This window comes from Mycobacterium sp. NPDC003323 (assembly GCF_053589535.1).
On the sequence record NZ_JBSFSB010000001.1, the window covers coordinates 1,036,808 to 1,049,773 of the forward strand.

Genomic DNA, 12,966 nt, shown 5'->3' on the forward strand with positions numbered 1-12,966 from the left:
CTCGTGCCCGATCCCGCGACCTACCGCCCGGCACCGGGTTCGATTCCCGTCGAACCCGGCGTCTACCGGTTCCGTGATCCGCACGGCCGGGTGATCTATGTCGGCAAGGCCAAGAGCCTGCGCAGCCGGCTGAACTCCTATTTCGCCGATCTGTCGGCCCTGGCCCCGCGCACGCGACAGATGGTGACCACCGCAGGCAGCGTCGAGTGGACGGTGGTGACCACCGAGGTCGAGGCGCTGCAGCTGGAGTACAACTGGATCAAGGAGTTCGATCCGCGGTTCAACATCCGCTACCGCGACGACAAGTCCTATCCGGTGTTGGCGGTGACCCTCAACGAGGAGTACCCGCGGTTGTTCGTCTACCGCGGACCGCGTCGCAAGGGCGTGCGCTACTTCGGTCCGTACTCGCATGCCTGGGCCATCCGCGAGACGCTGGATCTGCTGACCCGGGTATTTCCTGCCCGCACCTGTTCGGCCGGTGTGTTCAAGCGACACAGGCAGATTGACCGTCCGTGTCTGCTGGGGTACATCGACAAGTGTTCGGCGCCCTGCGTCGGCAAGGTCGACGCCGCCGTGCACCGCAAGATCGTCGAGGATTTCTGCGACTTCCTGGCGGGAAAGACCGACCGGCTGGTCCGCGATCTCGAGAAGCAGATGAACGCCGCCGCCGAGGATCTCGACTTCGAGCGCGCGGCACGGTTGCGCGACGATATCGGCGCCCTCAAGCGGGCCCTGGAGAAGCAGACCGTCGTGTTCGGTGACGGCACCGACGCCGATGTCGTGGCCTTCGCCGATGACGAGCTCGAAGCCGCCGTCCAGGTGTTCCACGTGCGCGGCGGCCGGGTCCGCGGTCAACGCGGGTGGGTGCTGGAGAAATCCTCGGAGCCCGGCGCCTCGGGCCAGGAGTACCTGGTCGAGCAGTTCCTCACCCAGTTCTACGGTGACCAGGCCGAACTCGACGCCGGCGGTGCCGGCAATGTGTCCGGCTCCGCCGATGAGGCGACCACCCCGGTGCCGCGTGAGGTCCTGGTGCCGGTGCTGCCCGACAATGCCGACGAACTGACCACCTGGCTGACCGGGCTGCGCGGGTCGCGGGTGCGACTGCGGGTACCGGTGCGTGGTGACAAGAAGGCGCTGGCCGAGACCGTGCACCGCAACGCCAAGGAGGCGCTGGCCCAGCACAAACTGAAGCGCGCCGGCGACTTCAACGCGAGATCGGCTGCACTGCAGAGCATTCAGGAGTTCCTGGACCTGGCCGACGCTCCACTGCGCATCGAATGCGTCGATATCAGCCATGTGCAGGGCACCGACGTGGTGGCGTCGATGGTGGTTTTCGAGGACGGTCTGCCACGCAAATCGGACTATCGGCACTATTCGATCCGCGAGGCCGCCGGCGAGGGTCGCTCCGATGACGTCGCCTCGATCGCCGAGGTCACCCGGCGACGGTTCGCCCGCCATATCGCCGACGCCGAGCAGCCCATGGTCGCCGAGGGGAAGTCGCGCCGCTTCGCCTACCCACCCAATCTCTATGTCGTCGACGGCGGCGCCCCGCAGGTCAACGCCGCTCAGGCCGTCCTCGACGATCTCGGCATCACCGATGTCGCGGTGATCGGTCTGGCCAAGCGCCTCGAAGAGGTGTGGGTCCCCGGCGAGGCCGACCCGGTGATCATGCCGCGCACCAGCGAAGGTCTCTATCTGCTGCAGCGCATCCGCGACGAGGCTCACCGGTTCGCGATCACCTTCCATCGCAGCAAGCGCTCCAAGCGGATGACGGCCTCGGCGCTGGACTCGGTGCGCGGACTCGGCGAGCACCGGCGCAAGGCGCTGGTGACACACTTCGGTTCGGTGGCGCGCCTGCAGGCCGCCAGCGTCGAGGAGATCACCGCGGTGCCCGGAATCGGGGCCGCAACCGCCCGTGCGGTGCTGGCCGCGCTCGGCGCACCGGCCGATGCCCCGACCGTTTCCGGTACACCGGCACCGGTTTTGGACGATGATCGTGACTTGACGCCGGACCAACCGCCCGCACCGGAGCAGACCACGTCAGAACTGACACCGTCCCAGCAAGTAGCGTCCGAACAGATAACGGGGTGACAGACCAGGGCATGAGCGAGGAATCAGGAATCGACGTCGTCCTGGTCACCGGATTGTCTGGTGCCGGCCGGGGCACCGCCGCCAAGGTGCTCGAGGATCTCGGCTGGTATGTCGCCGACAATCTGCCGCCGGAACTGATCGCGCGCATGGTGGATCTCGGACTGGCCGCCGGTTCGCGGATCACTCAGCTCGCGCTGGTCATGGATGTGCGCTCACGTGGCTTCACCGGCGACCTGGACTCGGTACGCAACGAGTTGGCCACCCGCGGTATCACCCCGCGGGTGCTGTTCATGGAGGCCGCCGATGACATCCTGGTGCGCCGTTACGAGCAGAACCGGCGCAGTCATCCGTTGCAGGGCAACCAGACTCTCGCCGAGGGTATCGCCGCCGAGCGGACGATGCTGGCGCCGGTGCGTGCGACCGCGGATCTGGTGATCGACACCTCGAAGCTGGCGGTGCCGGCGCTGCGGGAGAGCATCGAGCGCGCCTTCGGTGGTGAGGCCGTCGCCGAGACGAATGTCACCGTCGAGTCGTTCGGCTACAAGTACGGACTGCCGATGGATGCCGACACCGTGATGGACGTGCGGTTCCTGCCCAATCCGCACTGGGTCGACGAACTGCGTCCGCACACCGGGCAGCACCCCGCCGTCCGGGATTTCGTGCTCGGTCAGGAGGGCGCCGGGGAATTCCTCGATACCTATCATCGGCTGTTGGGGGTGGTGATCGACGGATACCGCCGGGAAGGGAAGCGGTACATGACCGTGGCCATCGGTTGCACCGGCGGAAAACACCGCAGTGTGGCCATCGCCGAGGCGCTGGCCGCGCTGTTGGAGCAGGGTGACGAGCATCTGACGGTACGGGCATTGCACCGGGATCTGGGTCGCGAATGAGTTCCCGCAGACGAGCGCGAGTGAGGATCGCAGCGAGGTACGAGCGAGGACCGGAGCGAGCGGGAGTCAAGTCATGAGTTCCCGCATCGTCGCCCTCGGCGGCGGCCACGGCCTCTACGCCACCCTGTCGGCGGCCCGCCGGCTCACCCCGCACGTGACGGCCGTCGTCACCGTCGCCGACGACGGCGGCTCGTCGGGCCGGTTGCGCAGCGAACTCGATGTCATCCCACCCGGCGATCTGCGAATGGCGTTGGCGGCGCTGGCGTCCGACAGCCCGCACGGCCGGTTGTGGGCCACCATCATCCAGCACCGGTTCGGTGGCAGCGGTGCGCTGGCCGGCCACCCGATCGGCAACCTCCTGCTGGCCGGAGTCAGCGAGGTCCTGGCCGATCCCGTCGCCGCGCTCGACGAATTGGGCCGCATCCTGGACCTCAAGGGCCGCGTACTGCCGATGTGCCCGCTGGCGCTGCAGATCGAGGCCGATGTCGCCGGTCTGGAAGCCGACCCGCGGATGTTCCGGGTCATCCGCGGTCAGGTCGCGGTGGCGACCACGGTCGGCCAGGTGCGCCGGGTGCGGCTGCTGCCCGGCGATCCGCCGGCGACCCGGCAGGCCGTCGACGCCATCATGGCCGCCGACCTGGTGGTGCTCGGCCCCGGCTCGTGGTTCACCAGCGTCATCCCGCATGTGCTGGTGCCCGGCCTGGCCGCCGCGCTGAACGCCACCGCCGCCCGTCGCGCACTCGTACTGAATCTGGCCGCCGAACCGGGGGAGACCGCCGGCTTCTCCGCCGAGCGCCACATCCACGTCCTCGCCCAGCACGCGCCCGGATTCCGGGTCGACGAGATCATCATCGACGCGTCACGGGTGCCCAGCGATCGTGAGCGCGAGCAACTGGCGAAGACTGCCACTCTTTTGGGTGCTCAAGTCGAGTTTGCCGACGTTTCCCGACCTGGTACACAGTTACATGATCCGTCGATGCTGGCCGCCGCGCTGGAGGGTGTGCGGGTACGCGACCCGGCACGTGGAGTCACCGGTGACCTACCGACGGCCCCGGCGCCGGCCCGGCCGGGCGGCCTACGACACGGAGAACACGGGCAGCAACCGATGAACGGACCGAGGGGGGACGACTCGTGGCGATGACGGCCGAGGTCAAAGACGAGCTGAGCCGCCTGGTCGTGAACTCGGTCAGTGCCCGCCGCGCCGAGGTGTCGGCCCTGCTGCGGTTCGCCGGCGGCCTGCACATCGTCGCGGGCCGGGTCGTGGTGGAGGCCGAGGTCGATCTCGGCATCATCGCCCGCAGGCTGCGCAAGGACATCTACGACCTGTACGGGTACAACGCGGTGGTGCACGTGCTGTCGGCCAGCGGTATCCGCAAGAGCACGCGCTACGTCGTCCGGGTCGCCAAGGACGGGGAGGCGCTGGCGCGGCAGACCGGGCTGCTGGACCTGCGCGGCCGGCCGGTGCGCGGGTTGCCCGCTCAGGTGGTCGGTGGCAGCGTCAACGATGCCGAAGCCGCTTGGCGCGGAGCATTTTTGGCGCACGGCTCGCTGACCGAGCCGGGACGGTCCTCGTCGCTGGAGGTCAGCTGCCCCGGGCCGGAGGCGGCGCTCGCCCTGGTCGGCGCGGCCCGCCGGCTCGGTATCAGCGCCAAGGCCCGCGAGGTGCGCGGCAGCGACCGGGTGGTGGTGCGCGACGGTGAGGCGATCGGCGCGCTGCTGACCCGGATGGGCGCCCAGGACACCCGACTGACCTGGGAGGAGCGCCGGATGCGGCGCGAGGTCCGGGCCACCGCCAACCGGTTGGCCAACTTCGACGACGCGAACCTGCGCCGATCGGCGCGTGCCGCCGTCGCCGCCGCCGCGCGGGTGGAGCGCGCGCTGCACATCCTGGGTGACACCGTGCCGGATCACCTGGCGCAGGCCGGACGGCTACGCGTCGAGCACCGTCAGGCCTCGCTCGAAGAACTCGGCCGCCTGGCCGACCCGCCGATGACCAAAGACGCAGTGGCCGGCCGCATCCGGCGGTTGCTGTCGATGGCCGACCGCAAGGCCAAGCAGGACGGTATCCCCGACACCGAATCGGCGGTCACCCCCGATCTGCTCGAAGACGCCTGACCGGCGTGCAGGTGTCGAAAATCGCACCACTAGGCTGACGTGCGAGCAGTTCACCGCGATTTCCCACACATAGGAGAGACACCGTGACCATCCGGGTAGGCGTTAACGGCTTCGGGCGCATCGGCCGCAACTTCTTCCGTGCCCTCGATGCGCAAAAGCGCGAGGGCAAGAACACCGACATCGAGATCGTCGCGGTCAACGACCTCACCGACAACGCGTCGCTGGCCCACCTGCTGAAGTTCGACTCCATCCTGGGTCGGCTGCCCTACGACGTGAGCCTCGAAGGCGATGACACGATTGTCGTCGGCGACCACAAGCTCAAGGCCCTCGAGGTCAAGGAAGGCCCCGCAGCGCTGCCGTGGGGCGACCTGGGTGTCGATGTCGTCGTCGAGTCCACGGGCATCTTCACCGCCCGCGCCAAGGCGCAGGGCCATCTCGATGCGGGCGCCAAGAAGGTCATCATCTCGGCGCCGGCCAGCGATGAGGACATCACCATCGTGCTGGGCGTCAACGACGACAAGTACGACGGCAGCCAGAACATCATCTCCAACGCCTCGTGCACCACGAACTGCCTCGGCCCGCTGGCCAAGGTCCTCAACGACGAGTTCGGCATCGTCAAGGGTCTGATGACCACGATCCACGCCTACACCCAGGATCAGAACCTGCAGGACGGGCCGCACAAGGATCTGCGCCGCGCCCGCGCCGCGGCCATCAACATCGTGCCGACCTCGACCGGTGCCGCCAAGGCCATCGGCCTGGTGCTGCCCGAGCTCAAGGGCAAGCTCGACGGCTACGCGCTGCGCGTGCCGATCCCCACCGGCTCGGTCACCGACCTGACCGCCGAGCTGAGCAAGTCGGCATCCGTCGAGGACATCAACGCCGCAATGAAAGAAGCAGCAGGCGGCCGCCTCAAGGGCATCCTGAAGTACTACGACGCGCCCATCGTGTCCAGCGATATCGTCACCGACCCGCACAGCTCGCTGTACGACGCCGGACTGACCAAGGTCATCGACAACCAGGCCAAGGTCGTGTCCTGGTACGACAACGAATGGGGCTACTCCAACCGCCTCGCCGATCTGGTTGCCCTGGTCGGTAAGTCGCTCTAGATCATGGCGGTCAAGACACTCGAAGACCTGCTGGGAGAGGGTGTCGAAGGGGTCAGCGGGCGGGGCGTTTTGGTCCGCTCCGACCTGAACGTCCCCCTCGACGACTCGGGCAACATCACCGATCCGGGCCGCATCATCGCCTCGGTGCCGACCCTGAAGGCGCTGGCCGAGGCCGGAGCCAAGGTCGTCGTCACCGCACACCTGGGCCGCCCCAAGGGGGAGCCGGATCCCAAGTTCTCGCTGGCGCCGGTCGCGGCTGCGCTGGGGGAGAAGCTGGGCCGGCACGTCCAGTTGGCCGGTGACGTCGTCGGCACCGATGCGCTGGCCCGCGCCGAGGGTCTGACCGACGGTGACGTGCTGCTGCTGGAGAACATCCGGTTCGACCCGCGGGAGACCAGCAAGGACGGCGCCGAGCGGCTCGCACTGGCCAAGGCGCTGGCCGGGCTGGTCGAGGCCGCCGACGGTACGCCCGGGGCGTTCGTCTCCGACGGTTTCGGCGTGGTGCACCGCAAGCAGGCCTCCGTCTACGACGTGGCGACGCTGCTGCCGCACTACGCGGGCACGCTGGTGGCCACCGAGGTCAAGGTGCTCGAGCAGCTGACCAGCTCGACCGAGCGCCCCTACGCCGTGGTGCTGGGCGGGTCCAAGGTGTCCGACAAGCTCGCGGTCATCGAAAATCTCGCGACCAAGGCCGACAGCATCGTCATCGGCGGCGGCATGTGCTTCACCTTTCTTGCCGCCCAGGGTGTTTCGGTCGGTTCCTCGCTGCTGCAGGAAGAGATGATCGACACCTGCAAGAAGCTGCTGGAAACCTACGGTGACGTGATCCACCTGCCGGTCGACATCGTGGCCGCGGACAAGTTCGCCGCGGACGCCGCAGCCGAGACGGTGGCGTGCGATCAGATCCCGGACGGCAAGATGGGTCTGGACATCGGTCCCGAGTCGGTCAAGCGCTTCGCCGCGTTGCTGTCCAACGCCAAGACGGTGTTCTGGAACGGGCCGATGGGCGTCTTCGAGTTCGAGGCCTTCTCGGCGGGCACCAAGGGGGTCGCCGAGGCCATCATCGGCGCCACCGGCAAGGGCGCGTTCAGCGTCGTCGGCGGCGGGGACTCCGCGGCGGCGGTGCGCCTGCTCGGTCTGCCCGAGGACGGCTTCTCGCACATCTCGACCGGCGGCGGCGCGTCGCTGGAATACCTCGAGGGCAAGACCCTGCCCGGTATTGACGTCCTGGAGGCATGACACATGGCTCGCAAACCGCTGATCGCCGGCAACTGGAAGATGAACCTCAACCACTTCGAGGCCATCGCGCTGGTGCAGAAGATCGCATTCGCCTTGCCGGACAAGTACTTCGACAAGGTCGACGTGACCGTCATCCCGCCGTTCACCGATCTGCGCAGTGTGCAGACGCTGGTCGACGGTGACAAGCTGCGGCTGACCTACGGCGCGCAGGACGTCTCCCAGCACGACTCGGGTGCCTACACCGGCGAGATCAGCGGGGCGTTCCTGGCCAAGCTGGGCGTCACCTTCGCCGTCGTCGGCCACTCCGAGCGGCGGACCTATCACGGTGAGACCGACGAACTGGTCGCCGCCAAGGCCCTCGCCGCGCTCAAGCACGGTCTCACCCCGATCATCTGCCTCGGTGAGGCGCTGGAGGTGCGTGAGGCCGGCAACCACGTCGAGTTCAACGTGGAGTCGCTGCGCGGATCGCTGACCGGGCTTTCGGCCGATCAGATCGCCCAGGTCGTCATCGCCTACGAGCCCGTCTGGGCCATCGGCACCGGCCGGGTGGCCAGCGCCGCCGACGCGCAGGAAGTCTGTGCCGCCATCCGGGCGGAGCTGGGCAATCTGGCGTCGCCGGAGATCGCCGCCACGGTGCGGGTTCTCTACGGCGGATCGGTGAACGCCAAGAACGTCGGTGAGATCGTCGGTCAGTCCGATGTCGACGGTGCGCTGGTCGGCGGGGCCTCACTGGACGGTGAGCAGTTCGCGACGCTGTCGGCGATCGCGGCCGGCGGGCCGCTGCCCTGACCGTGACGGTGATTTGCGCATGGTCACCGGCGGTCTGCGCCGGTTTTCGTGCGCAAATCACCTCCGTGTAGGCTGACCGGCATGGAACTCGCCCTGCAGATCGTGCTGGTGATCACCAGTCTGTTGACGGTGTTGCTGGTACTGCTGCACCGCGCCAAGGGCGGCGGTCTGTCCACCCTGTTCGGTGGCGGCGTGCAGTCCAGCCTGTCCGGGTCGACGGTGGTGGAAAAGAACCTCGACCGGTTGACGCTGTTCGTCATCGGTATCTGGCTGGTGTCGATCGTCGGCATGGCGCTGCGCATCAAGTACAACGCCTGATCTCGGGGCGCGCTGACCCCCGGCTCTGCGATATCGGTGCCGCACACCGATAATTGAGGGATGGCAGACGGCCCGGACACCGCATTGGCACCGATCGGCTCGGTGCAACGAACGCCCATCGGTCGTGAGGCCACCGAGCCGATGCGTGAGGACATCCGACTGCTGGGCGCCATTCTCGGCGACACGGTGCGTGATCAGAACGGCGACACCACTTTCGAGCTGGTTGAACGCGCCCGCGTCGAGTCCTTCCGGGTGCGCCGGTCCGAGATCGACCGCGCCGAACTCGCCGACCTGTTCCGTGATGTCGATGTGCGCCAAGCCATCCCGGTCATCCGGGCGTTCACCCATTTCGCCCTGCTGGCCAATGTCGCCGAGGACATCCACCGTGAACGTCGGCGAGCCGTTCACGAGGCGGCCGGGGAACCACCGCAGGACAGCAGCCTGGCCGCGACCTACCGCAAACTCGACGGCGCGGCGCTCGATCCCGCGGCGGTCGCCGACGCGCTGACCGGTGCACTGGTGTCACCGGTCATCACCGCGCACCCCACCGAAACCCGGCGGCGCACGGTCTTCGACACCCAACACCAGATCACCGAACTCATGCGCCTACGGCTGCACGGCCATAGCCGCACCGAGAACGGCCGTGACATCGAAACCGAACTGCGCAGGCACATCCTGACGCTGTGGCAGACCGCTTTGGTGCGATTGTCGCGGCTCAAGATCTCCGATGAGATCGAGACCGGCCTGCGCTATTACCCGGCGGCCTTCCTGGACGTCATCCCGCGGGTCAACGCCGAGGTGCGCACCGCACTGCAGCAGCGCTTTCCCGGGACCGACGTGCTGGCGCAGCCCATCCTGCGGCCGGGCTCCTGGATCGGCGGTGACCGCGACGGCAACCCGAACGTCACCGCCGATGTGGTCCGACTGGCCACCGGCCGTGCGGCATTCACTGCGTTCGATCACTACTTCGTCGAGATCACCGCGCTGGAACAGGAATTGTCGATGTCTTCGCGGCTGGTACGGGTCAGCTCCGGCCTGACCGAACTGGCCGACGCCTGTGCCGAACCCGCGCGCGCCGACGAACCATATCGGCGGGCGTTGCGCGTCATCCACGCCCGGCTCACCGCCACCGCGACGCACATCCTGGACGACCAACCCGCGCTCGCACTGGATCTGGGTCTCGAGCCCTATGAAACGCCCGGGCAGCTGCTCGCTGACCTCGACATCGTCGACGCGTCCCTGCGCGACAACGGCAGTGCTGTGCTCGCCGATGACAGGCTGGGCCGCCTGCGGGAAGCCGTGCGGGTCTTCGGTTTTCATCTGTCCGGCCTGGACATGCGGCAGAACTCCGAGGTGCACGAGCAGGTGATCGCCGAACTGCTGGCATGGTCCGGAGTGCATCCGGACTACGCGGCGCTGCCCGAGGATGAACGTGTCGCACTGCTGGCCGCCGAACTCGGCACCCGCCGGCCGTTGATCGGGCCCGGCGCCGAACTGTCCGAACTGGCCGCCAAGGAACTCGACATCGTGCGTGCCTCCGCCCGCGCGGTGCAGGTGTTCGGGCCGCAGGCCATTCCGAACTACATCATCTCGATGTGCCAGTCGGTCTCGGACATGCTGGAGGCCGCGGTGCTGCTCAAGGAGGCCGGGCTGTTGGATGCCGCCGGCGACACCGTGCACGCGCCGGTGGGCATCGTCCCGCTGTTCGAGACGATCGACGATCTGCAACGCGGCTCCTCGATCCTGGAAGCGGCGCTTGCCCTGCCGGTGTATCGGGCCATGGTCGACGCGCGCGGCGGGCAGCAGGAGGTCATGCTCGGCTACTCGGACTCCAACAAGGACGGCGGATACCTGGCGGCGAACTGGGCGCTGTACCGCGCCGAACTGGATCTCGTCGAGTCGGCCGCCGAGACCCGAATCCGGTTGCGGCTGTTCCACGGTCGCGGCGGTACGGTCGGCCGCGGTGGCGGACCCAGTTACGACGCCATCCTGGCGCAGCCGCCCGGTGCGGTGAAGGGTTCGTTGCGGATCACCGAACAGGGCGAGGTGATCGCCGCCAAGTACGCCGAACCGCGGATCGCGCACCGCAATCTGGAGACGCTGCTGGCCGCGACCCTGGAGTCGACGTTGCTGGATACCGAGGGGCTTGGCGACGGCGCCGACGACGCGTACACGGTGCTCGACGATCTGGCCGCCCGCGCCCAGCGCGCGTACGCCGAACTGGTGCACGAGACACCGGGATTCGTCGAGTATTTCAAGGAATCGACGCCGGTCAGCGAGATCGGCGCACTCAACATCGGCAGCCGGCCGACATCGCGCAAGCCGACGACCGCCATCTCTGATCTACGGGCCATCCCGTGGGTGCTGGCCTGGAGCCAGTCCCGCGTGATGCTGCCCGGTTGGTATGGCACGGGTACCGCCTTCGAGGACTTCATCGCGGGCGACGACGCGAAACTGGAGGTCCTGCGCGATCTCTACCGCCGCTGGCCGTTCTTCCGGACGGTGCTGTCGAACATGGCGCAGGTGCTGTCGAAATCGGATATGGGCCTGGCGGCCCGGTATTCCGAACTGGTGGCCGACGAGGAACTGCGGGCGCGGGTCTTCGACAAGATCGTCGACGAACACGAGCGGACCGTGCGCATGCACGGGCTGATCACCGGTCAGGACGATCTGCTGGCCGACAACCCGGCGCTGGCCCGGTCGGTCTTCAACCGGTTCCCGTACCTGGAGCCGCTGAACCATCTGCAGGTCGAACTGCTGCGGCGATTCCGCAGCGGTGACCAGGACGAGCTGGTGCAGCGGGGCATCCTGCTGACCATGAGCGGCCTGGCCAGCGCCCTGCGCAACTCCGGGTAGGTCGCCGCCGGCATCAGTCCCTCGGAATTTCCCTTGCGCAGGGCCAGCAATGGGCGTACTATCGAACACAAGTTCGAAGCGAAGTGGCTCCCACTCTCCAGGTGAGCCCGTGTCGGCGGCTACGGTCGTCGAAGAGGTTCGACGACCCTGACGAGGGTTGATCTGAGCCGTGGTGCCTCTCGTGGGGCAATGTGTGTTGGCCTTGTCCGAAAGGTTGGGTCCCGTGATGGACGCCACCGATCTCAATTGTCTTGTTGATGCGCTGATCGACGATCTCGCTCCGGCTCCGCCGCCGGGTGACGGCGCGCGGCGCACGTTGTTTGAGCTGTTGGAGTGTCCGCGGCCGGTCGTCGACGACGAGCCGTTGTTGGCGGTGCTTGCCGCGGCGGTCACCGCGGGGAATTTGCTGGCTTTCGTTGTCGCGTCGGCTGTCGCGGCGACCGAGCAGGCGGGCATCCCGGCGCGCAGGCACCTGCGGACCGGAACGGATCTGCTCGGTTTGTTGGGGATGGCGCCGAGTGCGGCGAAGCGCGCGGTACGGGTGGGACGCGCGGCACCCCGGCTGCCGGCGCTGACCCGGGCCCAACGATTGGGTGGGTTGGGGATCGAGTTCGTCGACGCCGTCGGTAAAGGAGTGGCCCATATCGAGCGCCGGGTCGAGCTGTCCGAGGACGACCGGGTGGGCGTGGTGACCAAGCTGATGACACAGGTCACCCCGGTCGACGTGGACAAGAAGGCCCGGGCGATCGCCATCGATCGCGCAGCGGCGCTGCCGCCGGAGGAGCGTGCGGTGCCGGTCGCCGAGGACACCGACCTCAACGAGATGACCCTGGTCCAGAACAGCGAAGGCCGATTCGAGGCCACCTTGGACCTGGACGTGGGGACCGGGGAAGAGCTGTGCGCGGCGTTGGATCCGTTGTGCCGGCCGGTGCCGCTGCCCGACGGCTCACCGGACCCTCGTCCGATCGGTAGGCGCCGCGGCGATGCGGTCGGGCAGATCCTGCGTACCTATCTGTCCCAGTCGACGCGCCCGATGTCGGGTGGGGTGTTGCCGCATGTCACGTTGGTCCGGCCCGCGGGGAAGGTGTCTGGTGGCGAGGGTGTGGACACCCTGGGGTTCGGTGGGCCGGTCAGTGCCGCCACGGCCGAGCTGATCGCGTGTGACTCCACCTTGTCATCGGTGATCGTCGACCACACCGGCGTGCCGCTAGATCTAGGGCGCAGCGAGCGGCTGTTCACCCCGGCGATCCGTAAAGCGTTGGGGATACGGGACAAGGGCTGTGCGCATCCGGGGTGTGGGCGGCCGGTGTCGTGGTGCGACGCCCACCACATCACCCCCTGGAGCCACGGCGGGACAACGAGTTTGGACAACGGCGTGCTGCTCTGCCGATACCACCACACCCAGATCCACCACGGCGGCTGGCAGGTCTACCTCGGCCCAGATCGGCACCCCTGGTTTATCCCACCCCACCAACCGGGTGAGCCAGAACCACCACATTTGCGCTCGCACGCCAGACGCACCATGACCGATTTACCCACCGCCGCGTAACCCAGCCTTACCA

The 12,966-nt window shown here is 67.9% G+C and carries 10 protein-coding genes; all 10 read left to right on the top strand.

Annotated elements, in window-relative coordinates; genetic code table 11:
• The first annotated feature begins 3 nt into the window (after positions 1–3).
• Complete coding sequence (gene uvrC, locus ACWDUN_RS04850; protein WP_449925277.1) at positions 4–2,091, top strand: excinuclease ABC subunit UvrC; 2,088 nt, start codon at positions 4–6, stop codon at positions 2,089–2,091.
• Between the two features lie 11 nt (positions 2,092–2,102).
• Positions 2,103–2,981 (top strand): RNase adapter RapZ, encoded by an 879-nt coding sequence (gene rapZ / locus ACWDUN_RS04855; protein ID WP_449925280.1) that lies wholly within the window; start codon positions 2,103–2,105, stop codon positions 2,979–2,981.
• Between the two features lie 73 nt (positions 2,982–3,054).
• Positions 3,055–4,122: a uridine diphosphate-N-acetylglucosamine-binding protein YvcK gene (gene yvcK / locus ACWDUN_RS04860; protein WP_449925283.1), complete on the top strand. Its 1,068-nt coding sequence runs from the start codon at positions 3,055–3,057 to the stop codon at positions 4,120–4,122.
• Positions 4,119–5,096 carry a DNA-binding protein WhiA gene (gene whiA, locus ACWDUN_RS04865; protein WP_449926282.1) on the top strand — a complete coding sequence of 326 codons (978 nt, stop codon included), beginning with the start codon at positions 4,119–4,121 and terminating at the stop codon, positions 5,094–5,096. Before yvcK ends, whiA begins: the two co-directional genes overlap by 4 nt.
• 83 nt (positions 5,097–5,179) lie before the next feature.
• Complete coding sequence (gene gap, locus ACWDUN_RS04870; RefSeq protein WP_449925286.1) at positions 5,180–6,202, top strand: type I glyceraldehyde-3-phosphate dehydrogenase; 1,023 nt, start codon at positions 5,180–5,182, stop codon at positions 6,200–6,202.
• 3 nt (positions 6,203–6,205) lie between these two features.
• On the top strand, positions 6,206–7,441 hold the full coding sequence (locus ACWDUN_RS04875; RefSeq protein ID WP_449925289.1) for a phosphoglycerate kinase: 1,236 nt from the start codon (positions 6,206–6,208) through the stop codon (positions 7,439–7,441).
• Positions 7,442–7,444: 3 nt separating this feature from the next.
• Positions 7,445–8,230: a triose-phosphate isomerase gene (gene tpiA / locus ACWDUN_RS04880; RefSeq protein ID WP_449925291.1), complete on the top strand. Its 786-nt coding sequence runs from the start codon at positions 7,445–7,447 to the stop codon at positions 8,228–8,230.
• A gap of 81 nt (positions 8,231–8,311) precedes the next feature.
• The gene (gene secG, locus ACWDUN_RS04885) at positions 8,312–8,548 is read left to right on the top strand and encodes a preprotein translocase subunit SecG (protein ID WP_030135676.1); all 237 of its coding nucleotides are present in this window, start codon (positions 8,312–8,314) and stop codon (positions 8,546–8,548) included.
• A 60-nt stretch (positions 8,549–8,608) separates the two neighbouring features.
• Complete coding sequence (ppc, locus tag ACWDUN_RS04890) at positions 8,609–11,404, top strand: phosphoenolpyruvate carboxylase (protein ID WP_449925295.1); 2,796 nt, start codon at positions 8,609–8,611, stop codon at positions 11,402–11,404.
• Between the two features lie 226 nt (positions 11,405–11,630).
• Positions 11,631–12,953, top strand: a complete 1,323-nt coding sequence (locus tag ACWDUN_RS04895) for a DUF222 domain-containing protein (RefSeq protein WP_449925298.1) — start codon at positions 11,631–11,633, stop codon at positions 12,951–12,953.
• Positions 12,954–12,966 lie beyond the last annotated feature (13 nt).

Bases quoted from the DNA above. Each gene is read 5' to 3' on its own strand.
- rapZ (WP_449925280.1), top strand. From the start codon at position 2,103: ATGAGCGAGGAATCAGGAATCGACGTCGTCCTGGTCACCGGATTGTCT.
- yvcK (WP_449925283.1), top strand. From the start codon at position 3,055: ATGAGTTCCCGCATCGTCGCCCTCGGCGGCGGCCACGGCCTCTACGCC.
- whiA (WP_449926282.1), top strand. From the start codon at position 4,119: ATGACGGCCGAGGTCAAAGACGAGCTGAGCCGCCTGGTCGTGAACTCG.
- ACWDUN_RS04875 (WP_449925289.1), top strand. From the start codon at position 6,206: ATGGCGGTCAAGACACTCGAAGACCTGCTGGGAGAGGGTGTCGAAGGG.
- tpiA (WP_449925291.1), top strand. From the start codon at position 7,445: ATGGCTCGCAAACCGCTGATCGCCGGCAACTGGAAGATGAACCTCAAC.
- secG (WP_030135676.1), top strand. From the start codon at position 8,312: ATGGAACTCGCCCTGCAGATCGTGCTGGTGATCACCAGTCTGTTGACG.
- ppc (WP_449925295.1), top strand. From the start codon at position 8,609: ATGGCAGACGGCCCGGACACCGCATTGGCACCGATCGGCTCGGTGCAA.
- ACWDUN_RS04895 (WP_449925298.1), top strand. From the start codon at position 11,631: ATGGACGCCACCGATCTCAATTGTCTTGTTGATGCGCTGATCGACGAT.